Source organism: Pseudomonas sp. GM41(2012) (assembly GCF_000282315.2).
Lineage (GTDB): Bacteria > Pseudomonadota > Gammaproteobacteria > Pseudomonadales > Pseudomonadaceae > Aquipseudomonas.
Genome location: NZ_AKJN02000008.1, coordinates 251,393 through 275,808, shown reverse-complemented (window position 1 = coordinate 275,808; position 24,416 = coordinate 251,393). Strand labels below are relative to the sequence as shown.

Sequence of the window (24,416 nt, the reverse complement as noted above, 5' to 3'; positions counted from 1 at the left end):
AGACTCTTTACACTGCGATGACCCATGGCCGATTCTGCTTTTTTCTGCACCCTGTCTCACGAAGGCGTTCTCGCAGTACGCGGCGCGGATGCCGGCAAATTCCTGCAAGGCCAATTGACCTGCAACCTCAATTACCTGAGTGACACCCAGGCCAGCCTCGGCGCCCGCTGCACGCAGAAGGGCCGGATGCAGTCGAGTTTCCGCATCCTGCTGGAAGGCGACGGCGTTCTGATGGCCATGGCCACCGAACTGCTGGAACCGCAACTGGCGGACCTGAAAAAGTACGCGGTGTTTTCCAAGTCCAAACTGACCGATGAAAGTGCAGCCTGGGTCCGCTTCGGCATCGACCACGGCGATGCGGCACTGATCAGCCTCGGCCTTGATCTTCCGGCTGACACCGACAGTGTCGCGCGCAATGACGGCTTGATCGCCATTCGCGTCTCGCCGGACCGCGCCGAACTCTGGGTCGCCGCCGACCAGGCCGACCTTATCAAGGGCAAGCTGTCCGCTGTGTTGGCCGAAGGCGATCTGAATCAATGGCTGTTGGGCCAGATCCGCGCAGGGATCGGTCAGGTCATGCCGAGCACTCGCGAACTGTTCATCCCGCAGATGCTCAATCTGCAAGCCGTAGGTGGCGTGAGCTTCAAGAAAGGTTGCTACACCGGCCAGGAAATCGTTGCGCGCATGCAGTACCTGGGCAAACTCAAGCGCCGCTTGTATCGCCTGACACTGGATGCCAACGAGTTGCCTGAACCGGGCACACCATTGTTTTCCCCTACCCACGGCAGCTCTATCGGCGAAGTGGTGCTGGCCGCCAACGCCGGGCAAAACATTGAACTCCTGGCCGTGCTGCAAGCCGAAGCAGCGGACGGGGGTGATATCCATCTGGGCGCGCTCGAAGGGCCAGCCCTGCACCTGCTCGACCTGCCTTACGAACTGGATCGCGATCGCGAAATCCAGCGTTAACAGCAGCATTTGTCGCAATACCTAGAGAAACGAAATGAGCGAGCTGGCGGAAAAGGTCCAACAGGATTTGGTTGAGGCCATCGATAACGATGACCTGGTTCTGCCAACGTTACCGGAAGTGGCCCTGCAGATTCGCAAGGCCGCCGAAGACCCGGAAATCAGTGTCAGCACCCTGAGCAAAGTGATCGGCCGCGATACCGCGCTGTCGGCGCGTCTGATCAAAGTGGTCAATAGCCCGCTGTTGCGCGCGACCCAGGAAGTCACTGACCTGCACACTGCAATCACTCGATTGGGCGTCAATTACAGCAGCAACCTGGCCATCGGTCTGGTCATGGAACAGATTTTCAACGCCCGCTCCGAGGTGGTGGAACAGAAAATGCGCGATGTCTGGCGCAAAAGCCTGGAAATCGCCGGGATCAGCTATGCATTGTGCCGCCGGTACACGCAACTCAAGCCCGACCAGGCAGCCCTTGGCGGACTGGTGCATCAGATCGGTGTGTTGCCGATCCTGACCTACGCCGAAGATCACTATGAACTGCTGGCTGACCCGGTCAGCCTCAACCATGTGATCGATCACATTCATCCACTGCTCGGCGACAAACTGCTCAGGGTCTGGGAGTTTCCGGAGATGCTGGTACAGGTGCCGGGGCTTTATCTGGACTTCAATCGACAGTCCGAGCGGGTCGACTATGTCGATCTGGTGCAAGTGGCCAGCCTGTATTGCCACAAGGACACCGATCATCCCCTCGCCCGTATCGACGTATTCAGCGTGCCGGCGTTCAAAAAGCTGGGGATTGATCCGGAGAACGAGGCGATGTGCCGCGATCTGGAAGAGTCGCGGTCGATGTTTTATTGATCGAGGAATTGCAGCGGCCTCATCGCGAGCAGGCTCACTCCCACAGGGAGCTTCGGTATTACAAAGATTCAGTGTGGGAGCGAGCCTGCTCGCGATGAGGCCAGTCCAGACACTACAAAACTACCCAGCAATAAAACTCACCCGCACCTTCAACCCCGCCTGCTCGCCATCGTGCAGGCTGATTTGAGCCAGGTGTGCGCGACAGATCTCGCCAACAATCGCCAGTCCCAACCCTGAACCGGCCACCTGCTGGTTGCGCCGGTAAAAGCGCTCGAACACCCGATCGCGCTCTTCAAGAGGAATGCCTGGGCCGTCGTCCTCGACCTCCAACACGGCCGGTGCCGTGACCCGAAGAATCACGTTGCCACCCGACGGCGTGTGCGCCAGCGCGTTATCCACCAGATTGCTCAACAGTTCGTTCAACAGCGTTGGCTCGCCGCGCAACCACACCGGTTCGTCCGCTTCCAGCGCCAGCGCAACACCGCGTGCATGGGCCAGCGGCGCCATGGCCATGCCGAGTTCGCGAGCCAGCTGACTGAGGTCAAGCAACTGCGCGCCGCCCTCGGCGATGGCCCGGGCACCGTTTTCGACCCGTGCCAGCGAGAGCAATTGATTGGCAAGGTGAGTCAAACGGTCCGTGCCTTGGGCGACGGTTTCCAATGTACTGTGCCAGGTTTCAGGTTCAGTCGAGCGCAAACCCAGCTCCAGTCGTGCCTTGAGCGCCGCCAGGGGCGTACGCAGCTCATGGGCGGCATCGGCGATGAACTGCGCCTGACGCTCGAACTGCCCGCGCAAGCGCTCGGTAAAGTGATTGAGCGCGCGCACCAGCGGCCATAATTCGCGTTGCACTTCCACCAACGGTAATGGCCGCAGATCGTCCGACTGACGTTCTTCCACCGCGGTGCGCAAGCGTTCCAGCGGACGCAACGCGGCGCTGACCGCAAACCACACCAACAACAACGCACCCATCGCCAGCATGCCCAGACGCAGCAACGTGTCCGCCGCCAGGCTGCGTGCCATGCTGACCCGCGCCTCATCGGTTTCCGCCACGCGGATTTCCGCCATGCCGTTCATATTCGGGTCGCTCACGGGTTTGAGCAGGCTCACCACGCGCACGTTCTGCCCCTGATACTTGGCGTTATAGAAACGCGCCAGTGCCGGATAGTCATCGGTGCGCGGCGTTCCCGGCGGCGGTGGCGGAAGGTTTTCGTAACCGGAAATCAGCTTCTGATTGATGTCATTGACCAGGTAAAAAATCCGTCCCGCACTGTCGTAGGCGAAGGTATCGAGGGCCACGTACGGTACGTCGGCGCTCAGCGAGCCATCACGCTGGGAGACGCCCGCAGCGATGGTTCTCGCAGAGGCCAACAAGGTCCGGTCATAGGCGGTGTCGGCCGCTTCGCGACCGTTCCAGTAAGCGCTCAAACCACTGGCCAACATCAACACCACCAGCAACAACGCCAGATTCCACAGCAACCGCCAACGCAGGCTGCTGGGCTTATGCATCGCGGCTTTCCAGCAAGTAGCCGAGACCGCGGAAGGTCACGATGACGACCGGTTGGCCGTCGAGCTTTTTGCGCAGGCGATGGACATAGATCTCGATGGCGTCGGGGCTGGCCTCTTCGTCCAGTCCGAATACTTGCGAGGCCAGTTGCTCTTTGCTCATCACCCGACCGGGACGGGCAATCAGGGCTTCGAGCACCGCCTGCTCGCGGGAGGTCAGGGTCAGCAACTCTTCGCCGAGGGTGAAGCGCCGGGTGTCCAGGTCATAGGCCAGCACACCGCAGCGCTGCAGACGTTCACCGCCGAGCACACTGCGGCGCAGCAAGGCTTTGACCCGGGCTTCGAGTTCGGTCAGCTCGAAAGGTTTGGCCAGGTAATCATCAGCGCCAAGGTTCAGGCCGTGGACCCGATCCTTGACGTCGCTGCGGGCGGTCAACATCAACACTGGCAGGTTTTTGCCCCGCGCCCGCAGGCGCGCCAGCACTTCGAAGCCATCCATGCGTGGCAGGCCGACGTCGAGAATCGCCATGGCGTATTCCTCGCTGCTCAACGCCAGGTCGGCCGCCACGCCGTCGTGCAGCACATCCACGGTCAGCCCGGTGCTCTTGAGTGCCTGGGCGACACTTTCGGCGAGCTGCAGATGGTCTTCGACGAGCAGAACACGCATGGATCCTTACCTCATTCAGGGATGGCCGACGCCATTCTTTGGCGCGGAGTTTACAGCCGCAACCGCCGCTGTGAAGCCCGAAAACCGTGAAAGTCTTCTGAAAGGTTAGCGAAAGGTTGGCCGGTTAGAGTCCAGCCACGGACAGTTTCGACTGCCGTCGCTACCGCACATAGCGTACGAAAAACGCCTCGAAGCGTTTTCGCCAATAAGAACAATAAACGGAGTACTTCAAGATGCTGTCCATGCAGCCTCAGGCTTGCCCGCCTGCTCGCTTTTCCCGCCTCAGCCACACCGCCCTTGCCAGTGCCGCCGCCCTCGCCGGCTTTTCGCCGTTGAGCCAGGCTGCCTTCTTCGAAGACAGTACGGCAACCCTCGAAACCCGCAACATGTATTTCAACCGCGACTTTCGCGACGGTACCAGCGCCCAGCAATCCAAGCGGGACGAATGGGCCCAGGGCTTCATGCTCAATCTGCAATCGGGTTACACCGACGGCACCGTGGGGTTCGGTGTCGATGCGCTGGGCATGCTGGGGGTCAAACTCGATTCGAGTCCCGACCGCACCGGCACCGGCCTGCTGCCAACCCATGACGACGGCCGCGCGGCCAATGAGTATTCCAAGCTTGGCCTGACCGGCAAAGTGAAAATCTCCGCCACGGAACTTAAAATCGGCAGCCTGATTCCGGAACTGCCGATCCTCAAGGCCAACGACGGACGCATCCTGCCGCAGACCTTCGAAGGCGGCCTGCTGACCTCCAAAGAGATCAAGAACCTGACCTTCACCGGCGGGCGTCTGGAGAAAGCCAAGGACCGCGACAGCACCGACTTCGAGGACATCGCCCTCAACAACAAGAACAGCCGCTTCGCTGGCACCGTGGCCGGCAAGCACTTTGATTTTGGCGGCGTGGATTACAAGTTCACGGACAAGATCACCGGCAGCTACCACTTCGCGCAACTTGATGAAGTCTACAACCAGCACTTCCTCGGTGTTGTCGCTTCGCAACCGTTCGGCCCCGGCACTTTCGGCACCGATCTGCGCCTGGCCATCAGTGATGACGAGGGCGCGGCCCGTGGCGGCAAGATCGACAACAAATCCCTCAACGGCCTGGTGAGCTACGCCTTGAGTGGGCATAAATTCAGCGCCGGCTATCAGCACATGTCCGGCGACAGCGCGTTCCCTTATGTCGATGGCAGTGACCCGTACCTGGTCAACTTCGTTCAGATCAACGACTTTGCCGGCGCCGAAGAACGCTCCTGGCAGGCGCGCTACGACTATGACTTCGCCAAACTCGGCATTCCCGGCCTGAGTTTCATGAGCCGTTACCTGAGCGGTGACAACATCAAGCTCAAGAACGGTGACGAAGGCAAAGAGTGGGAACGCAACACCGAAATCAAATACGTCGTACAAAGCGGCGCGCTCAAGGATGTCGCCGTGCGCCTGCGTAATGCCACTTACCGCTCCAACTACTCCGCTCGCGATGCCGATGAAGTGCGTCTGCTGGTGAGCTATAGCGTTGCCCTTTGGTAATTCAGTAAACCTATAACAACAACTCCCCAGGAGACTTGAATGAACTTATCACTGCGTAAAGTTGCTCTCACCGCCAGCGCCCTGCTGTTCGCCGGCCAATTGCTCGCCGAACCCAAACGCCCGGAATGCATCGCCCCGGCCTCGCCCGGCGGCGGTTTCGACCTGACCTGCAAGCTGGCGCAAAGCGCGCTGGTGAATCAGAAACTGCTGACCAAACCGATGCGCGTGACCTACATGCCCGGCGGTGTCGGCGCGGTGGCGTACAACGCAGTGGTCGCCCAGCGTCCGGCCGATGCCGGCACGCTGGTGGCGTGGTCCAGCGGTTCGCTGTTGAACCTGGCCCAAGGCAAGTTCGGCCGTTTTGATGAAAGCGCCGTGCGCTGGCTGGCCGCCGTTGGAACAAGCTATGGCGCCATCGCGGTGAAAAGCGATTCGCCTTACAAGACCCTGGACGATCTGGTTCAGGCGTTGAAGAAAGATCCGAGCAAAGTGGTGATCGGCTCCGGCGGCACCGTTGGCAGCCAGGACTGGATGCAGACCGCCCTGATCGCCAAGGCTGCCGGAATCAACCCGCGCGACCTGCGTTACGTCGCCCTCGAAGGCGGCGGTGAAATCGCCACCGCCCTGCTCGGCGGCCACATCCAGGTCGGCAGCACCGACATCTCCGACTCCATGCCGCACATCCAGAGCGGCGACATGCGCCTGCTGGCCGTGTTCTCCGAGAAGCGCCTGGACGAGCCGGAAATGAAAGACATTCCGACCGCCAAAGAGCAAGGCTACGACATCGTCTGGCCAGTGGTTCGCGGCTTCTACCTCGGGCCAAAAGTCAGCGATGAAGACTACGCCTGGTGGAAAGACGCTTTCGACAAACTGCTGGCTTCTGAAGAGTTCGCCAAGTTGCGCGATCAGCGTGAACTGTTCCCGTTCGCCATGACCGGCCCGGAGCTGGACACCTACGTGAAGAAGCAGGTCGCCGACTACAAAGTGCTGGCCAAAGAGTTCGGCCTGATTCAGTGATCGCCTCTGTCTAGCGGCTGCGGCCCCCGTTCTGCGGGGCCGCGGCACAGGAGTTTCTCATGCTCTTACAACGCATTTTTGCTTCGGCGCTGTTGCTGGTCTGTGTTGGCCTGGCGCTGATGGCGTGGCCGTATCAAGCGGCTTTTTCCTACGAACCGGTGGGGCCCCGAGCCTTTCCGCTATTGATGCTCGGCCTGATGGGCCTTGGTCTGTTGTACATGGTGTTTCGTCCGACACCGATCGTGCACAGTGACGACGACCCGAAACTCGACCGTGAAACCCTGACCAAAATCGGCTTCTGCGTGTTGCTGTTGCTGGTGTTCGCCGGGAGCTTCGAACCCCTTGGTTTCATCGTCGCCAGCATTCTGATTGGAATCCCTATGGCACGCCTGTATGGCGGCCGCTGGCTACCCAGCACGGTGATCATCAGCCTGATGGCTATCGGTCTTTATCTGCTGTTCGACAAGGTGATGGACGTGCCACTGCCGCTGGGCGTGCTCGACGTTCTGGAGAACTGATATGGATACTCTTGGCTATTTGGGTCAGGGTTTCGGCGTCGCGCTGAGCCCGTACAACCTGGTGACCGCGCTGTGCGGCACCCTGATCGGCACCGTCGTCGGGCTGTTGCCAGGCCTGGGCCCGATCAACGGCGTGGCATTGCTGATTCCGATTGCGTTCGCCCTCGGTCTGCCGCCGGAGTCGGCGCTGATCCTGCTGGCGGCGGTGTACCTGGGTTGTGAATACGGCGGCCGGATCAGCTCGATCCTGCTGAACATTCCGGGCGAAGCCTCCACCGTCATGACCACCCTCGACGGTTACCCGATGGCTCGCAAGGGTCTGGCGGGTGTAGCGTTGTCGCTGTCGGCGTGGAGTTCGTTCATCGGTGCGTTCATCGCGACTTGCGGCATGGTGCTGTTCGCCCCGCTGCTGGCGAAATGGGCGATTGCCTTTGGACCGGCAGAGTATTTCGTGCTGATGGTGTTCGCGATTGTCTGCCTCGGCGGCATGGCCGGTGATCGACCACTGAAGACTTTTATCGCCGCGCTGATCGGTTTGTTTTTGTCGACCGTCGGGATCGATGCCAACAGCGGCGTGTACCGTTTCACCGGGGACAACATCCACTTGACCGACGGCATTCAGTTCGTTGTGCTGGTATTGGGCTTGTTCTCCATCAGTGAAATCCTTCTGCTGCTGGAAAAAACCCATCGCGGCCAGGAAGCGGTGAAAGCGACCGGCCGGATGATGTTCAACTTCAAGGAAGCGTCGTCGGTGTTCGTGGTGAACATCCGTTGTGGCCTGCTCGGTTTCATCATGGGCGTTCTGCCGGGTGCCGGCGCAACACTGGCCAGTGCCGTGGCCTACATGACCGAAAAACGTATCGCCGGCGCCAATGGCACGTTCGGACAAGGCGACATGCGTGGCCTCGCGGCGCCGGAAACCGCCATCGGCGGCGCAGCCTGCGGTGCCCTGGTGCCGATGCTGACGCTCGGCGTTCCAGGTTCCGGTACCACGGCGGTGATGATCGGCGCGCTGTCGCTGTACAACATCACCCCGGGCCCGCTGTTGTTCCAGCAGCAACCGGACATTGTCTGGGGCCTGATCGCTTCGTTGTTCATCGCCAACATCATGCTGGTGATCCTCAACATCCCGATGATCCGCATCTTCACGCGCATCCTGGCCGTGCCGAACTGGGCGCTGGTGCCAGTGATTGCGATCATCACCGGGATCGGCGTCTACGCAGTGCATGCCACCACCTTCGACTTGTTCCTGATGATCGGCATCGGCATCTTCGGCTACATCCTGCGCAAGCTGGATTTCCCGTTGTCGCCGGTTCTGTTGGGCTTCATTCTCGGCGGCCTGATGGAGCAGAACCTGCGTCGTGCCCTGTCGATTTCCAACGGCGCACTGGAAATCCTCTGGTCCAGCCCGATCACCTTCGGTGTCTGGGTGCTGACCGCAATCATGCTGCTCATGCCGATCCTGCGAATCTGGCGCAAACGTTCGGTCGCCCGGCGCGTTATCGCCGATGTCTGATCGAACACCCTTCAACGCCTGGTGGGGAACTCCGCTGGTCGGTCTACTGGGCGGTTACCTGGCCAGCCAGATTGGCTGGCCACTGCCGTGGATGGTCGGCTCATTGTTGGCGATCATCCTGGTGCGTTGCCTGACACCTTGGCAATTGGCGGAAATCCCTGGCGGCCGCAAGTGCGGCCAGTGGATTGTCGGCATCGGCATCGGCCTGCACTTCACCCCGGTGGTGATGGAGCAGGTCCTGAGCCACTTCGGTCTGATCTTCTTCGGTGCATTGGTCACCAGCCTCTCGGCCGTGGTCGGGGTCTGGTTGATGCGGCGTACCGGTGAGGATCGCGCCACAGCTTTCTTTTCCAGCATGCCGGGCGGCTCCGGGGAGATGGTCAACCTCGGCGCGCGTAACGGCGCTGTGCTCAGTCGTGTGGCGGCGGGGCAAAGTCTGCGGGTGTTGGTGGTGGTGCTGTGTGTACCGGCGGCGTTCAAGTATTTGCTGGGTGACGGAGCACCGCTGTCCCATGCCACTTCCGTTGACTGGCGCTGGCTGGCACTTCTATTCCCCGCGGGCGCCCTCGCCGCCTGGCTCTGGGAGCGTCTGCGTCAACCCAATCCATGGCTGTTCGGTCCGTTGCTGGTGAGTGCGGCGGTAAGCATTGGCTGGGACCTGCACATCAGTTTGCCCAACGGCGGCAGCCAGATCGGCCAATGGTTGATTGGCAGCGGGTTGGGGTGTCACTTCAATCGGCAGTTTTTCCGGCGTGCGCCTTCTTTTATGGGCCGGACGTTGATTGGCACAGTTTTGACCATGTTGATCGCCACGCTGGCAGCATTGGGGTTGAGTGCGCTGACGCATCTGGATTTGCGTTCGCTGACGTTAGGCATGATGCCCGGCGGGATTGCGGAGATGAGCCTGACGGCAGAGACGTTGCAGTTGTCAGTGCCGCTGGTGACGGCGATGCAAGTGATGCGGTTGTTGTTTGTGTTGTTTCTGGCGGAGCCGTTGTTCAAGTATTGGAGCAGGACGCCAGAACGGCCGTGAGGATTTTGTTTTTAGTTAAAGGAAAGAAGTGCCCCACTCTTGGAGAGAGTATTGCCTTGGAGCACTTCTGGAGTATCACCGCGAGATACTGAATTTCCCCAAAATGAGTTCAACAGTCTTGCCGGCACTTCCTCTACGGCCTACGAAGTGAAAATCCTCGGCCTCGAAATGAATGCCTTCAGATTTGACGGAGAGTTTTATTTTCCCACTTACAGCCCTGTAGGACTCCTCCTCCTCGCCCACGAGAACATAGTACCGGGCATCAATCCCGCCCTGTCCGACATCGTGTTCTCCACTTTGAACATTTTTCGGAATCTCAAAGATCACCGAGGTGAAGTAATCATCCCCTTCAACTCGGCCGCCCACATCATAATAATCTGGCATGTAGTCGCGAAAAAATACATCGTGCGTGTCGATAGTATTTCGAGGATCGGAAGTGGGCCAGCGCGTTGTTTTCGCAGATAAGCTTCCTGTTTGTTTTGGTAAGGCGTTTATTTCTTCGCGTTCCAGCTTATTCATAACGAACTCCTGTTCAATTAACAAACCCGATAGAGCTTCACTAGTGCAAGAGTGCAAGCCCGTCGAAGATCAATTAAACAGATGGTGCCCTATCACGTCTACTGTCAGAAATAACAGGTATCAGGTGATATCTGACGAACGGCTCTTTGGCTGGTGGTGATCGTTACATAACCGGCGGCAACCGCCACTCAATCGGTGTTTCACCATTCTGCTCAAGAAACTTATTGGTTCGGCTGAAATGCCCGCACCCAAGAAAGCCGCGATAGGCGGACAGCGGTGACGGATGCACCGACGTCAGCACCAGATGCTTGGTGGCATCGATCAGTTTCTGCTTGCTCTGGGCATGCGCGCCCCACAGCAGGAACACCAAGTGTGGCTGGTGTTCGCTGACCACTTCGATAATCCGATCGGTAAAGTGTTGCCAGCCTTTGCCCGCGTGGGCGTTGGCGTTGGCGCGTTCAACGGTCATGGTGGTGTTGATCATCAGCACGCCCTGGTCAGCCCAGCTTTGCAGGCAACCGTGGGTCGGGATGTCGATGTTCAGATCGCGCTTCAACTCCTTATAGATATTCACCAGCGACGGCGGCGCCGGCACGCCCGGTTGCACTGAAAAGCACAAGCCGTGGGCCTGTCCCGGACCGTGGTACGGGTCCTGGCCGAGGATGACGACTTTGACTTTATCCAGCGGCGTCGAATTGAGCGCGTTGAAAATCATCGGTCCTGGCGGGTAGATTTCCTTGCCGGCCGCGCGCTCCTCTTGCAGGAAGTTGCGCAACTCTGCCATGTAGGGCTGGTCGAATTCGGCACGCAGTGCCTCCTTCCAGCTCGGTTCGAGTTTGATACGGTCGTCAGCAGTCATGGTTACATCCGGCAAAAACAATGGGGCGAACCCTAGGAAAGCCCATCACGCTTGTCAATTGATCTGACGCAGATCCGGCACTTTCCTACATAGCGATCATACTGAACGCTCAAATTCCCGATCGAGGTCACGATGAATCTGCACTTCGAAGAACTCACTGGCACCGACGGCGCACGCATCGGAGTCGCCAGCCTGGATGCCGAAAAGTCCCTCAATGCCCTGTCCTTGCCGATGATCAACGCCTTGCGCGATCAACTGGACGTCTGGGCCAAAGAGCCACAAATCGTCTGCGTCGTGCTGCGCGGCAACGGTGCCAAAGCCTTTTGCGCCGGTGGCGAAGTCCGCAGCCTGGTGGAAGCCTGTCGTGCCCATCCTGGCGAAGTGCCGCCGCTGGCCGCGCATTTCTTTGCGGCGGAATATCGCCTGGACTTCAATCTGCACACTTATCCTAAACCGCTGATCTGCTGGGGGCATGGCTATGTGCTCGGCGGCGGCATGGGGCTGCTGCAAGGGGCGGGCATTAGAATTGTTACGCCGAGCAGCCGGTTGGCGATGCCGGAGATCAGCATCGGTTTGTACCCGGATGTCGGGGCCAGTTGGTTTCTGTCGCGTCTGCCCGGCAAGCTCGGATTGTTTCTCGGCCTGACCGGCGCCCATATAAACGGTCGCGATGCGATCGATCTGGACCTGGCCGACCGTTTCCTGCTCGATGAACAGCAGGAAGAGCTGATGGAAGGCCTTCTGCAGTTGAACTGGCAGGAACAGACGCCGATGCAGCTGAACAGCCTGCTCAAGGCCTTGCAGCAGGAAGCCATCGCGCAAATGCCCGAAGCCCAGTGGCTGCCACGACGCCAGCAGATCGATGAGCTGCTGGATGTCAGTGACGTGCGCTGCGCCTGGAAGGCCATCAGCCAGCTGCGTGACAGCACGGATCTGCTGCTCAGCCGTGCCGCGAAAACCATGAGCGAAGGCTCGCCCCTGACCGCTCATCTAGTGTGGGAACAGATCGCCCGCGCCCGGCACATGTCGCTGGCTCAAGTCTTTCAGATGGAATACACCATGAGCCTCAACTGCTGCCGTCATCCTGAGTTCAGCGAAGGCGTGCGCGCACGGTTGATCGACAAGGATCAAAAACCGCATTGGCACTGGCCAGACATCAATAACCTGCCGGATGCGGTGGTAGAAGCGCATTTCCACAAGGCCTGGGAAGGCCGGCATCCTCTGGCCGATCTGTAGGAATACTGAAATCGGGGCATTGCCCGCGATGGCTATCTCAAGGCCTTATCGCGGGCAAGCCATGCTACTGCACTTCGTTCCTACCCTATTTCCGGCACGAGCCTCTTACCGCAAGCGGAGGAATTGTTTGTAGTCATCACCTGTTTGGCATCGAAGTAATAATTAACCGTTAAGCTCATAAAATTGCATTATTTCCTTCACGGCCTGCAACGCTTCATCGTCATTACGCAACAAGATGTCTTCCACATCCCTTAGCGGGGGCAAAGCGTGTAGAAGCTCAACAAGTTGATCCGCAGTGTAATCTTGAGGAGTTCTGTCAACTCCTTGTACTCTTATAAAACTTATCGCAGCATCGCCTCCTGAAAAATGATTAACCACTCGTATCTTCGGAGACGAACCATAATTCACCACTACGACGAGATCATCATTATCGCGGTGAAATTTCAGCTGTTGGATGGATGCATCGAAATCCGTAAAATCGATTCCATCAATACCGCCAGATGCATTAACGATCAAATCTCTTCCCAGCCCGTCATATTTGTAAACGTCATTGCCCGAGCCACCTGCTAGAGTGTCGTCACCCGGTCCTCCCCAAAGAACATCGTCTCCTGGACCGCCCGAAATCGAGTCATCTCCCTGCATGCCTCTTATCTCACCTGCCCCACTCAAAGTGTCATCACCTCGACCACCAACGAGAGGAAGCGCTTTATTATCACGAGAAGATCTGACCAAAGGAGCACCCGCCACAAAAACGCCACCGTGGTAATTATCAGGAGCAGGGCCTAATTTGCTGTTAGCGATAAGCTGTTCCAAGCGAATGGTCGCACCATCTGCAAACTTTATAACCTCAATACCAGAACCACCAAGATCACTTGCATTCGGCAATACAATACGAACTTGTTGTTCCTTACCCCAGGAAATATCCAGCGTTGAGTACAGCATCAGCCCTCGGGGTGGACTGCGATAGGTGCCGCGCTGTGGTTCTGGTGATAGCTCTATATTGACCGCTTCAACCAATACGGCACCCCAGCTTAATTGCAACTGCTCAAGAATTATCCCATCCGGAAGTCTAACGGTATCAGTATCGTCTAGTCCGAACTCAGATTTCCACCCAGCAACCCCAACTTCAGGACGGTGAAAAACAGGGCTTAATATATCCGCAACAATGGTAGTCGCTCCAGCATGCGCGCCTATTATATAAGTGTCAGGTCCCTCCTCACCGTAAAGCCAATCATGCCCTGAACCACTGATTAAATAATCTGCACCATCTGATCCAAGTAGCGTATCGTTTCCTGCCCCGCCTGAAAGAAACGCGCCGGGTGTCTTACCTTCATGCTCACCATAATAAACGTCGGGATCCTTACAGGTGACTACTAAATCATCGCCCGTCCCGCCATGGAAAATATTGCCACCTTCGAGATTTACTCTACCGCCTGCATCATCGCCCTGAACAACTTGGTGCTTAATGGTTTCAGTCGTGACATCCCATCTGAACTGCTTATAACTAACCGCACCATTTTCAAAGCTTCCAGCAGGATAAACATACCAACCTTGAACGACACCTGTGACGCTTTTATTTTCGACGACAACTTCACCAGCACTTAAAGCAAATCCACTATAGCTTGAGCCAGAGGGATAGTATTGCGGCTCTTGTTTTGGCGTATATTTCAGCCCGCCTACCGCTGAAGGTATTGACTCAGTGCGGGACGTTGTATTTGCGGATCTCACACTGAGTACTGCTCTACCAGGAACAAGACTCATTCGATCCGGGGTTTCCGACAATGTTCCTGCCTGGAAGCTTTCAAGCATTAAATTAGTTTGTTCGTGATAGCCGTACTCATCATCAGTAATATGGTTTTTACTCCAGGCGCCCTGAGCATTTAGCACGAACCCCGATGCCAGTAACAATGCCGAGCGGCGCTTTTTCATATTCGCCAGAAACTCTTCGCCCCACAGTTTTCCACTATCACCTTCAAGGCGAGGAGTATCGGCCGCGGCGTTATTGGTGCCCGCCGCCCCATTAGAATTGTCATTATCTCCAGATTGCTCCGTAACACTATGGCTATCTGTAACCTCGACGCTACTTCCGTCTGCACCACCTACCAGAGATGTTTCTGCCAAAGGCGAAACGTCTGCCGGTCGCTGGACTATTTTCATAACATCCTGAAAATTTAAAGTATCCCCGTCACTGAAACTAAATGATGAATTTTGCCATTTTTCAAAGTTACGGATCAGAATGGCGTCACCTGAACCATTTGACAGCCGTAACACCGGCCCAATATCAACAACAATGATGTCAGCCTTTAAACTATCCGCAGTAAATCCAGATCCAAATTTTATGACGTTATTTCCGCCTGCATCTGCGATAACGTCGAGACCATCACCGGCACCGAAATAATAAGTATCATCACCGTCTTGCCCATCCAGATAGTCGTTGCCGATGCCTCCTCCAAAAACGTTATTGCCGGGGCCACCGCGAAGATAGTCCACACCTGCACCACCATATAACGTGTCGTTTCCACCACCGCCTAACAGAGTGTCGTTCCCTGAACCTCCATCAAGATAATCTGCACCATGTTCTGTTTCGGGCGTTTGTTCATAATCACCCAGCAAGAAGTCATTATCAGCACCTCCATAAAGCGTATCGGCGCCCAAGCCTCCCCAGAGCGTGTCGTTTCCTTCATTTCCTTGAATGTAGTCATCATTAGTTACTCCCGCTTTCAGGTTGTGCTCATCTCCATCCAAGGCGTCATTCCCTTGCCCCCCTATCAACGTATCGGAGCCACCCATGCCGAAAAGCGAGTCATCACCAACACCGCCATCAAGAAAATCGTTACCGTGGTGACGAGCTGGGTGATCGATGTAATCGCCAGATAAATTATCGTTACCTGCACCGCCATAAAGTGAATCATCAGCACCGCCACCTTGAAGGGTGTCGTCACCGGCACCACCATCAAGAAAATCGTTACCAAAATAATTTGCGGCATCACCCTCAATACCCCGCAATACAGGGTCATCTCCTTTTAAATCATCGTTACCCATTCCGCCGTACAACACATCGCTACCACCGTTTCCAGCAAGTTCATCATTGCCATCCCCCCCAACCAACAAATCGTTGCCGTGGTGTCTGCTTTGGAGACCACCAGCCCAATCAAGGTTGTCTCCCGCCAATGTGTCGTTGCCGTCCCCGCCACTAAGCGTGTCATTTCCCCCATCGCCGCTCAGGACATCGTTTTCAGTTCCGCCATCGAGCAAATCGTCCCCCCAGCCGCCATTGATAAAATCCCGGCCACCTTGACCGTAAAGAATGTCATTGCCACCCTCCAATGGGTTGCTGAGGGACGCTTTGGCATACACGTTTCGCATGCTGACGCCCCCCTTACCGAGCGGAACGTCAACCCTTTTAAAATTCCAGTTTTTCTCCAACACACCGGTCACATCATCACCGGATAAATTGTCATCGCCGGCGCCTCCAATTAGCGTATCTCGACCGATGCCGCCGAGCAGCACGTCTCGGGACCCGGTGCCCACAAGTAGATCATCTCCCTGTCCCCCATCAAGCCAATCGCCACGACTATCCTTCCCGCGAAGGTCTCCATCAGCCAACGCTTGTTCGATTGTTGATTGCTTATCTCCAAACAACCGGTCATTTCCAGCTTTACCGAATAACCGATCAGAACCACCAAGCCCAATAATGACGTCGTCGTTCGGCGATCCGTAAAGCGAGTCGGCCTTATTTCTCTGCTTAACCTCTCGCACCAAAACGTTCCCCAACTCATCGTAAGAGAACTGATCACCGGGAACATTCGGGTCGATATCTTTTGCTTTCCAATCGCCCACGACGATTAGATCGGAGCCTGACAAGGGTTTACCTTCGTAATCAGGGAGCCGAATACCCAACTTTCCTGGCGTGTAGTGTTTAATAAGAATCACGTCATTCTGACCGTGTTTGATAGTAAGTGTACTTCCAGAGAATTCTTCGATGAGGGTTAAAATAATAGTGCCATCTTCAGTAATCCAGGTATTGCTCAGAGGACCACTACGTTTAGGGAGGGGAATCGGAAGGCCATTTATAAGTATCTGACCATCGGCGTTCAAATCGAAAATCTGATCGACTCCATCGCCACTCGAAAATTCATATCGATCATTGCCTGCACCGCCAATCAGAATATCGTTACCTTTACCCCCCACTAATACATCATCACCGGACATCCCGTGCAGCGCATCATTCCCGTCTCCGCCGGTTAACGAGTCGTTACCATGATCACCTTCAATATGATCATGTCCGTCCAGGCCGTTGATCGTGTCATTGCCCGCCCCACCATAGAGATGGTCGATGTTTGTTCCACCGCTGAACGAACGGCTTCCCTCATCACCAAACATAACCAGCGGATTTGAAACCCCTGTAGTCATTGGCGCTTGTTTACCTGATGCTAGATCTGAGTAAGAGAACTTCTGAGCCGTGTTTTCACCGAATGATCCGTTGGCACTGGCTATCAGGCGGCCTAACATATCTGCGCGATCAAATAGCCATTGTTCAGTAATGGCACCTTCGCCAGTTTTCGGGTCATAGAGTTCCAGACCATGACCTGAAAAATCTTCGCCTCTTTCTATAACTATTTCACTCAGGTGTTTGAGAGAGTTACGTAACGCCTGCCCGGTAGACGTATCCGCGGCGGCTAGTACGCCCCACTCCGAAGCGCTGCCGTACTCCCCAATCGTCTTGGCAACAATGCTTTGGGATTGACTCGGTGATAGCGATGAGAAAAATGTATAGGCGTTAGCAGCAAACGTTTCATCCGTAGTCGCCGTAAAAGTAGCGTCACCTTCGTAGGTTCGTCTAAACATGTCAAAAAAGGCATTCACGCCGTATCTTAATATCAGATTAACCACTGGCGAAATAGGCGTGCCTTTAACCACATACTGGATTAACGGATTAACACTCCCACTACTAAGCGCCACATTTATCTGCTCTGGCACAACTGAAAACAAGCTCTCAAAAATATTCCTGCCAAAATTTTTGATCACCGCTTCAAGCGCCACACTGTATGAGTCTATGGCAAACAGGATGTTCTTGAAATCATCGATTCTATTAACCTTTGCTTGTTCATGACTGCCTTTTATTTCCGATCCGGGATCACCTGCCGATATTAACCTCCACGTTTCATGGGGAAACTCCCCACCCAACAGGCTAAAGGCGATTGTGCCCGACCATCCTGAATTACGACTTGAGGCAGTGTCTTCTTTACCAATCTTCCGCCTGAACAATATTTCACCAACGGCTCTTGCGTCGATGGAAGCGATCTGACTAATTAAAGGCACTGTCCACGGATCCAAATCATCTATTACTGATCCGTGTATCAGAGAGTTAACGAAATTGACTGCCACCCCATTAGATGACTCCTGCATCAACTCTGCACTAAACTTTTCATTCAACCTCAATTGTCCTTGCCGTACCGTATAAGCACGGATCAAAGCAGAGTAAGCACCGCGCCCTCCATTGGCATCAATCGCCACATCAAGCCACAATTTGGCACTCTTTAACGTACCCTTGACATGTGAATCGAAAAAATCTCGCCCAGAAAGTTTCTCACCAATAATATCTGATAACGCCTGATAGAAAGGTGCACAATTTCGCCCCTCTATCGCTACCGCATCATAAAATTTTCTTTTCGGTTCAAATACCATCCCATCGCACTTACTGACAGCATCGAAAATTTTCCTTTTCTCTGAATCATTAAAAACATAGCTCATTATTACTTCCCTGTAATTATGGAACGCGAAAGATATTCACTAATCAACTGAAGCGCTATGGGAGCGCCAAGTAGCGACCCCGTTCCAGTTCCCACACGAGCATCGCCTCCTGCAAAATCAAAATCATGTAACCCGACCGTGCAATAGGCATCCAAATCACCAAAATCTAAACTTTCCAATTGTGATTTATTAAATCTCAGTAGGTCTTTCCTACTAAGACCACTTGCCAAAACTTCCTTGGCCGGAGAACCCAAACCGTTACAAGCTATAACGCGAGGTGTTCCGTCACGTCGACGCCAATCACGAATTACAAAATTTTTTATTGAGAACTCATTCTTAATACTAGGAGGGGGAGCATCAAGCCAGAGTTCCAAGCCCGGGTAATTTTTTAGTATCACAGTGAGTTCTTCAGGCCAATCAACAACCTGATATCCCATATTGTATGGTTCGGTAGATGGTTTTCTGGTGTATAGCCTGGCCGCCACATTGAAATGCCCCCAACTGGATGGAGGCTCTTTCCCGCTCTCCTGATACTCTGTGCGGAGTTCAGTCCCCGTCCACCAAAAAGAACCCTCAAGAACATCTGCAATACACAGCCCGTCCCTCGTTGAAGAACCAAAATGAAACCCTGGTATTTTAGTTCTATCAAGGAGCCCCCCTCCCAATATAGGAACGTGTTCCATACCTGCAAGTTTTTGACTACATTTTTTTGATTCCTGATAACGATGTTCTCGTGCTTCTGCCATGCGTTCCCATTCAATATAAAAATCCACAACCCAATAGCACAGAGCCAAAACCAAACCGTACTTCAGTATCGCCTTACACCACCGACTTACGCCCTTGCGAAACAATTTACGCATTTCAAACTCCATTTTAAAATGATCAAAAAACTTATCTAGAACAACAACCAGACATCACGCGATCAAAAATCTCAAAATAGCCTTTTACTCCATCCTTTACATCGAACCTGCTCGCTGTCAATTTCGAAGATTTTTTAATTAAACTAAAATCATCCGGAAACCGTAGAACATTGCAAACCTTTCCCGCTATCGCTTCACCATCAAAGAAACCCACCAGTAATCCATTTACACCGTCAACAATCACTTCCTTGACTGGAGCGGTATCGGAACCTACAACGACACATCCAGACGCCATAGCCTCTAGCAATGACCAAGACAGAACGAAGGGATAAGTTAAATAAACATGAACATCTGAAACCCGCAAAACAGCTCTATAAGTTGCATAAGGCAGTTTGCCGGCAAAGTGCACCTTTGAAAGATCCACTTTTAATTCAGCCACCATTTTGCTGCGCCAGTTGTCATACCCTATAGGCATGCGCCCATAACTTACGCCATCTCCACCTACTATTACGATTTGGGCGTCTGGGCACTGGGCTTGAATGTATGGAATGGACCTCATGAAACTATGAAATCCACGATAGGGTTCGAGGTTTCTGGCAACGTACGTCACGATTGATTGTCCGGCTTTTATCACGTGCCCGCTGGGTAACGTTACAGAAGCAACCGGCACAGGCCCGGGAGATTGCAAAGGGATGCCCTCATGAATCACATGAATTTTAGAGTGATAAATGGGCGGGAACAGACTGCGCTGCCAGTGTGTTGGCGAAATTCCTACATCACATTGCTCAAGGTTCAAAAGATGCATCGAATTCAAGAGACGAAGCCTTGATGATGCATCTACGGCACACGGAAATTCCGGATCGAACCCCATATCCGTACCCGTTGAATGATAATAATATTCACAGAAATGAATGAGCGGAATGTCAGGATAAACATCCTTTACGAACAGTGTGTCACCCCATCCCGGATGAGCGAGTATCACATCAGGGTAATAACCTTCTTGCTTGAGCTTCGCCAACACTCTAAGGACTTGCTGACCATCTAGTATCGATTCTTCATATTTATGCAAATACGGATGAACACCACCTGATCTTTTTCTTACAGGCCGATATCGAAAGAGCTTTATTCCAGGAACACCTGGAGCAGTATCTCGCCCTATCGCAGTAACTGACATGCCTGGTCGACTCAGCGCCGCCAATGCAACATGCCGAAATTGACCGGGGAAATTTTGATGAATAATGAGTAAATTCATGATTTGACCGACTTTATTCCTTGGATACCCCCGTTAAATTGAAGTTTTTTCCAACATCAATGTGAATGCACAAACGCTAACAAATGCGCAGCAGTAAAACTGTAGGAGGGTTCCGAGAACACCCGAGGAGATGGGCAAGATGACTGATTTTTCGAATCGAGCAGGAGCGCCCCGCTTTCTTTCCCGCCGCCGGGCTGTACGATTTTCGTTGTGGCCTTCACCTCCAACGCCAGTCACGACCCAACGAGCGATGCCTGTCTCAGCCCAAAAAAAAGCGGCGCTTGATGCGCCGCTTTTTTGTAGTGGTTTTTGTGAGGACTACCAACGGCCGCCTCGGCCATCGTTATCACCGCGACCGTTGTGGTCGCCCCTTCCGCCACGGTTGTCGCGTCCGAAATGGCCGCCGCGATAGTCGTTGTTTCCACCGCGGTTACGGCCGTCCCAACCGCCGCGGTTATGGTCATCCCAGCCACCACGGTTATGGCCATCCCAGCCGCGATTCTGATGACCCCGGTAATCGCCTCGTGGCGACGACTGGTAATAACGCGGTGCCGGTTGATAAACCCGCGGCTGGTAGTAATACCGTGGTGTTGGCTGGTAATACCGCGCTGGCGGTGCGTAGTACCGGCGTGGTTGCGTGTAGTAACCGCCGCCGCCTGCATAGGAAGGTCCGCCGTCATAATAGGCTGGCGAGGTATAGACCTCGGAACTGTAGTAGCTGGCTCCTCCATCGGAATAGGGCACGCATGCACCAAGAGACAATCCCAATACAGCAATCAGAAGAATTCGCAGATACATGGCGGCCTCCTGGACCGCGAGTGAGCCACACCAGCGACGCTGGCAGGCGACAGTCAATTATTCGGTGACTGTCGAAAGATCAGACATCGTTTTCCAAATCTGGTGCGTTCCTGAAACAGATTGAAACAAGTCGCCGATGAAAGGTTTTTCATCCATTCACCCGCTGATTAATGGTGGCCACCGCGATATCCACCTCCGTAATAACGAGGCGAATGCCCGCCCCAATAGTAGTAACGATAGCCACCATAAAAACGCGGACCATAGTAATAGCGCGGTCCGTAATAGTAGGAATAGGGTGAATAGCCGGGGTAGTAATAAGGCGCGGAATACACATCGTAGCCACCGGCGTAGTAGTAGCAGCCGGACAACCCCAGACCGAGAACAACACCAAACAACAGTCGACGAAACATGGCGGCCTCCTGAAAGACCCACAGCCGGAACACGCCGGCTGACACCTGTTTTGACTGGAAATACTCCATCGAGTGCCGAGCCGCCTGGACCTTCAGATCAGCGGCCGGCCCGATCCATTGCGGTGCACCCATGCACCATCACAAGGCGACGCAGCCACCTCTCCCCAACGCGCCAATTGCGTAAACGCCCACGCTAGAGCGCTCAAGCCGACTTGGCACGGCTCTCGCTTTAGCAATGACGTGCAGGAGTCATCACAGGTTCGCGGCACCACAATTTGCAATGGCTGACTAGGGTTCCGGCTCGCTAAGGCGAGTGGCTGGTCCGAGAGTTGGCGACCTCCAGTTGAGGTTACACGGCGGGATAAAAGCCCGGGAGACAAGCCACCGTTCACGGTGCCGCGTTGACTCCTGCCCGCCCTTGATCAACTGGAGAACCACCCATGCTCAAGCTTCGTTTACCCGCCCTGCTCGCCACTGCTTTCGCAGCCCTCGTGAGCGTCTCGTCCCAAGCCGCACAGAAAGACCACTTCAGCGTCTGCTGGACCATCTACGCCGGCTGGATGCCGTGGGAATACGCCGGCAGCCAAGGCATCATCGACAAATGGGCGAAGAAGTACGGCATCAAGATTGATGTGGTGCAGCTCAACGACTATGTCGAATCGATCAACCAATACACCGCCGGCCAGTTCGATGGCTGCACCATGACCAACATGGACGCGCTGACCATTCCGGCGGCCGGCGGCGTCGACAGCACCGCGCTGATCGTCAGCGACTTCTCCAACGGCAACGACGGCATTGTGCTCAAGGGCAACGGCAAGAAAGTCACCGATCTCAAAGGCATGGACGTCAATCTGGTGGAGCTCTCCGTCTCCCACTACTTGCTGGCCCGGGCGCTGGATTCGGTCGATCTCACCGAGAAAGACCTGAAAGTGGTCAACACCTCCGACGCCGACATCTCGGCGGCCTTCAACACCGATCAAGTCAACGCCGTCACCACCTGGAACCCGATGCTTTCGGACATCAAGGCCAAGCCTGCGGTGACCGAAGTGTTCAACTCCAGCCAGATCCCCGGCGAAATCATGGACATGATGGTGGTCAACAGCGCCACCCTCAAAGACAACCCGGCCCTGGGCAAAGCGCTGACCGGCGCCTGGTTCGAAGTGGTCGAGTTGATGAACGCCAAAAACGCCGCCAGCAAAGCCGCGCTCGAACACATGGCCAAAGCCTCGGGCACCGATCTGGCCGGTTTCCAGTCGCAACTGGACACCACCAAATTGTTCGCCACCCCCAAAGAAGCCCTGGCGTTCTCCACCAGCAAGCAACTGCCGGAAACCATGCGCAAGGTGGCCGAGTTTTCGTTCCAGCACGGCTTGCTGGGTGAAGGCGCCAAGGACACCAGCGCAGTCGGCATGGCGTTCGCCAACGGCGTGACCAGCGGCGACAAGAGCAACCTCAAGCTGCGCTTCGACCCGACCTACGTGCAGTTGGCCGCCGACGCCAAGCTGTAATCAGGAGGACCTGGCCATGCGCCTGATCAATCGCCACCCGGATCGCCCGAGTCGCCTGCTGTTAGTGATCCTGCCGTTCGCCCTGGTGCTGTTCGCCTACTTCATGGGCTCGGCCGAGCGGCTGACGGACAACCCCAACGACAAGCTGCTGCCGAGCGCCGTGCAGATGACCGACGCGGTGAAACGCCTGGCCTTCACCGCCGACACCCGCACCGGCGAATACGTGTTGTGGCAAGACACCGCGTCCAGCCTGCGACGCCTGGCCATTGGCCTCGGTATCAGTGCGCTGGCCGGGCTGAGCCTGGGCATTGCCGCCGGGACATTGCCGCTGTTTGGCGCGCCGTTGTCACCGTTGTTGACGGTGCTGTCGATGGTGCCGCCACTGGCGATTCTACCGATTCTGTTCATCGTATTCGGCTTGGGGGAGTTGTCGAAAGTGATGCTGATCGTGATCGGCATCACCCCGTGCCTGGCCCGTGATCTGGAGCAACGCGCCCGGGAAATTCCTGTCGAGTTGCTGATCAAGGCCCAGACCCTCGGCGCTTCGACCTGGACGCTGATGCTGCGCGTGGTGCTGCCGCAATTGCTGCCACGGCTGCTGATCTCGCTGCGGCTGATGCTTGGCTCAGCGTGGTTGTTCCTGATCGCCGCCGAAGCCATCGCCTCCACCGACGGCCTCGGTTACCGGATTTTCCTGGTGCGCCGCTACCTGGCGATGGATGTGATTTTGCCCTACGTGGTGTGGATCACCCTGCTCGCCTGGCTGATGGATTGGGGCCTGAAGCGCCTGACCCAGCGGGCGTTCCCTTGGTATGAGGGGGCCCGCGCATGAGCTTCATCACGGTGAAAAACGTCTGGCAGCAATACGCCGATCAGGTGGTGCTCGAAGGGCTGAACCTGAACGTCAACGAAGGTGAGTTCTGCACGCTGGTCGGCGCTTCCGGCTGCGGCAAATCGACCTTCCTGCGGCTATTGCTGGGCCAGGAACGCGCCAGTCGCGGCGAGATTCTGTTGGATGGTCAGGCCTTGGCCGGCGAGCCGGATGCCAGCCGTGGCGTGGTGTTCCAGCGCTACTCGGTGTTCCCGCATTTAACGGTGCTGGACAACGTCGCCCTGGGCCTTGAACTGCCGCGCTCGCCGCTGCTCGGGCGGTTGTTCGGCAGCGCTAAAAAAGACGCACGCGAACAAGCCTCAGTGCTGCTGCACAAAGTCGGCCTCGGCCATTCGCTGGACAAGTACCCGGCGCAGCTCTCCGGCGGCATGCAACAACGACTGGCGATTGCCCAGGCGCTGATCATGAAGCCGCGCGTGTTGCTGCTCGACGAACCGTTCGGCGCCCTCGATCCGGGCATCCGCAAAGACATGCACGGCCTGTTGCTGGAGCTGTGGCGCGAGACGCAACTGACGGTGTTCATGGTCACCCATGACCTGTCCGAAGGCTTCAGCCTCGGCACTCGCCTGCTGGTGTTCGACAAGGTCCGCCTCGACCCGCACGCCCCCGGCGCCTATGGCGCGCGCATCACTTACGACATCCCTTTGAACAGCGACCGCCGCACCATCCGTGCCGCCGTCGATGCCTTGCCGGCTGAGCTGGCAGGCACGCTTCGTACCGCTTAAG

Annotated in this window: 20 protein-coding genes and 1 riboswitch; of the genes, 11 read left to right on the top strand and 9 right to left on the bottom strand. The window is 55.7% G+C overall.

Features of this window, described 5'->3' with window-relative positions:
- Positions 1 to 24: 24 nt before the first annotated feature.
- Positions 25 to 966 (top strand): CAF17-like 4Fe-4S cluster assembly/insertion protein YgfZ, encoded by a 942-nt coding sequence (gene ygfZ / locus PMI27_RS07030; RefSeq protein ID WP_008153069.1) that lies wholly within the window; start codon positions 25 to 27, stop codon positions 964 to 966.
- A 34-nt stretch (positions 967 to 1,000) separates the two neighbouring features.
- Positions 1,001 to 1,822 carry an HDOD domain-containing protein gene (locus PMI27_RS07035; protein ID WP_008153066.1) on the top strand — a complete coding sequence of 274 codons (822 nt, stop codon included), beginning with the start codon at positions 1,001 to 1,003 and terminating at the stop codon, positions 1,820 to 1,822.
- 120 nt (positions 1,823 to 1,942) lie between these two features.
- On the opposite strand, the gene PMI27_RS07040 is transcribed toward PMI27_RS07035, so the two are convergent.
- Positions 1,943 to 3,328 (bottom strand): sensor histidine kinase, encoded by a 1,386-nt coding sequence (locus tag PMI27_RS07040; protein ID WP_008153063.1) that lies wholly within the window; start codon positions 3,326 to 3,328, stop codon positions 1,943 to 1,945.
- Positions 3,321 to 3,992 (bottom strand): response regulator, encoded by a 672-nt coding sequence (locus PMI27_RS07045; RefSeq protein WP_008153060.1) that lies wholly within the window; start codon positions 3,990 to 3,992, stop codon positions 3,321 to 3,323. The genes PMI27_RS07040 and PMI27_RS07045 overlap by 8 nt, the downstream gene beginning before the upstream one ends.
- 233 nt (positions 3,993 to 4,225) lie before the next feature.
- On the opposite strand from PMI27_RS07045, the gene PMI27_RS07050 reads away from it, so the two are divergent.
- Genes PMI27_RS07050 through PMI27_RS07070 form a run of 5 tightly spaced genes read left to right on the top strand, consistent with a single transcriptional unit; the run spans position 4,226 to position 9,602 of the window.
- A complete protein-coding gene (locus tag PMI27_RS07050) occupies positions 4,226 to 5,518 on the top strand; it encodes an OprD family porin (protein ID WP_008153057.1) in 1,293 nt (430 codons plus the stop codon).
- Positions 5,519 to 5,557: 39 nt separating this feature from the next.
- Positions 5,558 to 6,535, top strand: a complete 978-nt coding sequence (locus PMI27_RS07055; protein ID WP_008153054.1) for a Bug family tripartite tricarboxylate transporter substrate binding protein — start codon at positions 5,558 to 5,560, stop codon at positions 6,533 to 6,535.
- Between the two features lie 59 nt (positions 6,536 to 6,594).
- Positions 6,595 to 7,053, top strand: a complete 459-nt coding sequence (locus tag PMI27_RS07060) for a tripartite tricarboxylate transporter TctB family protein (protein ID WP_008153053.1) — start codon at positions 6,595 to 6,597, stop codon at positions 7,051 to 7,053.
- 1 nt (position 7,054) lies between these two features.
- Positions 7,055 to 8,569: a tripartite tricarboxylate transporter permease gene (locus tag PMI27_RS07065; protein ID WP_008153050.1), complete on the top strand. Its 1,515-nt coding sequence runs from the start codon at positions 7,055 to 7,057 to the stop codon at positions 8,567 to 8,569.
- Positions 8,562 to 9,602, top strand: a complete 1,041-nt coding sequence (locus PMI27_RS07070; protein ID WP_008153047.1) for an AbrB family transcriptional regulator — start codon at positions 8,562 to 8,564, stop codon at positions 9,600 to 9,602. The genes PMI27_RS07065 and PMI27_RS07070 overlap by 8 nt, the downstream gene beginning before the upstream one ends.
- Before the next feature lie 75 nt (positions 9,603 to 9,677).
- Here PMI27_RS07070 and PMI27_RS07075 read toward each other — a convergent pair whose 3' ends face one another.
- Entirely contained in the window at positions 9,678 to 10,121 is a 444-nt protein-coding gene (locus PMI27_RS07075) for a hypothetical protein (protein ID WP_008153045.1), read from the bottom strand.
- 163 nt (positions 10,122 to 10,284) lie between these two features.
- The gene (gene ung / locus PMI27_RS07080) at positions 10,285 to 10,980 is read right to left on the bottom strand and encodes a uracil-DNA glycosylase (RefSeq protein WP_008153043.1); all 696 of its coding nucleotides are present in this window, start codon (positions 10,978 to 10,980) and stop codon (positions 10,285 to 10,287) included.
- A gap of 132 nt (positions 10,981 to 11,112) precedes the next feature.
- Here ung and PMI27_RS07085 point away from each other — a divergent pair, with 132 nt between their 5' ends.
- Positions 11,113 to 12,216, top strand: coding sequence for an enoyl-CoA hydratase/isomerase family protein (locus PMI27_RS07085; RefSeq protein WP_008153041.1), 1,104 nt, complete (start codon positions 11,113 to 11,115; stop codon positions 12,214 to 12,216).
- 162 nt (positions 12,217 to 12,378) lie between these two features.
- Here the strand turns inward: PMI27_RS07085 and PMI27_RS07090 are convergent, their stop codons facing one another.
- From PMI27_RS07090 to PMI27_RS07095, 5 genes are all read right to left on the bottom strand, one after another.
- Positions 12,379 to 17,970: a calcium-binding protein gene (locus PMI27_RS07090; protein ID WP_008153039.1), complete on the bottom strand. Its 5,592-nt coding sequence runs from the start codon at positions 17,968 to 17,970 to the stop codon at positions 12,379 to 12,381.
- A gap of 2 nt (positions 17,971 to 17,972) precedes the next feature.
- Positions 17,973 to 18,830: a hypothetical protein gene (locus PMI27_RS30710; protein ID WP_008153037.1), complete on the bottom strand. Its 858-nt coding sequence runs from the start codon at positions 18,828 to 18,830 to the stop codon at positions 17,973 to 17,975.
- 31 nt (positions 18,831 to 18,861) lie between these two features.
- On the bottom strand, positions 18,862 to 20,082 hold the full coding sequence (locus PMI27_RS30705; protein WP_081757432.1) for a glycosyltransferase family 4 protein: 1,221 nt from the start codon (positions 20,080 to 20,082) through the stop codon (positions 18,862 to 18,864).
- A 318-nt stretch (positions 20,083 to 20,400) separates the two neighbouring features.
- Positions 20,401 to 20,880, bottom strand: a complete 480-nt coding sequence (locus PMI27_RS0229715; protein ID WP_008153033.1) for a hypothetical protein — start codon at positions 20,878 to 20,880, stop codon at positions 20,401 to 20,403.
- Between the two features lie 167 nt (positions 20,881 to 21,047).
- The gene (locus PMI27_RS07095) at positions 21,048 to 21,290 is read right to left on the bottom strand and encodes a hypothetical protein (protein WP_008153031.1); all 243 of its coding nucleotides are present in this window, start codon (positions 21,288 to 21,290) and stop codon (positions 21,048 to 21,050) included.
- Between the two features lie 277 nt (positions 21,291 to 21,567).
- Positions 21,568 to 21,668: riboswitch (guanidine-I (ykkC/yxkD leader) on the top strand.
- Positions 21,669 to 21,730: 62 nt separating this feature from the next.
- Here PMI27_RS07095 and PMI27_RS07100 point away from each other — a divergent pair.
- From PMI27_RS07100 to PMI27_RS07110, 3 genes are read left to right on the top strand one after another with little or no spacing between them, the layout of a single operon-like run.
- Positions 21,731 to 22,798, top strand: a complete 1,068-nt coding sequence (locus PMI27_RS07100; RefSeq protein ID WP_008153028.1) for a putative urea ABC transporter substrate-binding protein — start codon at positions 21,731 to 21,733, stop codon at positions 22,796 to 22,798.
- A 16-nt stretch (positions 22,799 to 22,814) separates the two neighbouring features.
- On the top strand, positions 22,815 to 23,630 hold the full coding sequence (locus PMI27_RS07105; RefSeq protein WP_008153026.1) for an ABC transporter permease: 816 nt from the start codon (positions 22,815 to 22,817) through the stop codon (positions 23,628 to 23,630).
- Positions 23,627 to 24,415, top strand: coding sequence for an ABC transporter ATP-binding protein (locus tag PMI27_RS07110; protein ID WP_008153024.1), 789 nt, complete (start codon positions 23,627 to 23,629; stop codon positions 24,413 to 24,415). The genes PMI27_RS07105 and PMI27_RS07110 overlap by 4 nt, the downstream gene beginning before the upstream one ends.
- The last annotated feature ends 1 nt before the right edge of the window (position 24,416 follow it).

Excerpts from the sequence above, each read along its gene's own strand:
- ygfZ (WP_008153069.1), top strand. The coding sequence starts at position 25 with ATGGCCGATTCTGCTTTTTTCTGCACCCTGTCTCACGAAGGCGTTCTC.
- PMI27_RS07035 (WP_008153066.1), top strand. The coding sequence starts at position 1,001 with ATGAGCGAGCTGGCGGAAAAGGTCCAACAGGATTTGGTTGAGGCCATC.
- PMI27_RS07040 (WP_008153063.1), bottom strand. The coding sequence starts at position 3,328 with ATGCATAAGCCCAGCAGCCTGCGTTGGCGGTTGCTGTGGAATCTGGCG.
- PMI27_RS07045 (WP_008153060.1), bottom strand. The coding sequence starts at position 3,992 with ATGCGTGTTCTGCTCGTCGAAGACCATCTGCAGCTCGCCGAAAGTGTC.
- PMI27_RS07050 (WP_008153057.1), top strand. The coding sequence starts at position 4,226 with ATGCTGTCCATGCAGCCTCAGGCTTGCCCGCCTGCTCGCTTTTCCCGC.
- PMI27_RS07055 (WP_008153054.1), top strand. The coding sequence starts at position 5,558 with ATGAACTTATCACTGCGTAAAGTTGCTCTCACCGCCAGCGCCCTGCTG.
- PMI27_RS07060 (WP_008153053.1), top strand. The coding sequence starts at position 6,595 with ATGCTCTTACAACGCATTTTTGCTTCGGCGCTGTTGCTGGTCTGTGTT.
- PMI27_RS07065 (WP_008153050.1), top strand. The coding sequence starts at position 7,055 with ATGGATACTCTTGGCTATTTGGGTCAGGGTTTCGGCGTCGCGCTGAGC.
- PMI27_RS07070 (WP_008153047.1), top strand. The coding sequence starts at position 8,562 with ATGTCTGATCGAACACCCTTCAACGCCTGGTGGGGAACTCCGCTGGTC.
- PMI27_RS07075 (WP_008153045.1), bottom strand. The coding sequence starts at position 10,121 with ATGAATAAGCTGGAACGCGAAGAAATAAACGCCTTACCAAAACAAACA.
- ung (WP_008153043.1), bottom strand. The coding sequence starts at position 10,980 with ATGACTGCTGACGACCGTATCAAACTCGAACCGAGCTGGAAGGAGGCA.
- PMI27_RS07085 (WP_008153041.1), top strand. The coding sequence starts at position 11,113 with ATGAATCTGCACTTCGAAGAACTCACTGGCACCGACGGCGCACGCATC.
- PMI27_RS07090 (WP_008153039.1), bottom strand. The coding sequence starts at position 17,970 with ATGAGCTATGTTTTTAATGATTCAGAGAAAAGGAAAATTTTCGATGCT.
- PMI27_RS30710 (WP_008153037.1), bottom strand. The coding sequence starts at position 18,830 with ATGCGTAAATTGTTTCGCAAGGGCGTAAGTCGGTGGTGTAAGGCGATA.
- PMI27_RS30705 (WP_081757432.1), bottom strand. The coding sequence starts at position 20,082 with ATGAATTTACTCATTATTCATCAAAATTTCCCCGGTCAATTTCGGCAT.
- PMI27_RS0229715 (WP_008153033.1), bottom strand. The coding sequence starts at position 20,880 with ATGTATCTGCGAATTCTTCTGATTGCTGTATTGGGATTGTCTCTTGGT.
- PMI27_RS07095 (WP_008153031.1), bottom strand. The coding sequence starts at position 21,290 with ATGTTTCGTCGACTGTTGTTTGGTGTTGTTCTCGGTCTGGGGTTGTCC.
- PMI27_RS07100 (WP_008153028.1), top strand. The coding sequence starts at position 21,731 with ATGCTCAAGCTTCGTTTACCCGCCCTGCTCGCCACTGCTTTCGCAGCC.
- PMI27_RS07105 (WP_008153026.1), top strand. The coding sequence starts at position 22,815 with ATGCGCCTGATCAATCGCCACCCGGATCGCCCGAGTCGCCTGCTGTTA.
- PMI27_RS07110 (WP_008153024.1), top strand. The coding sequence starts at position 23,627 with ATGAGCTTCATCACGGTGAAAAACGTCTGGCAGCAATACGCCGATCAG.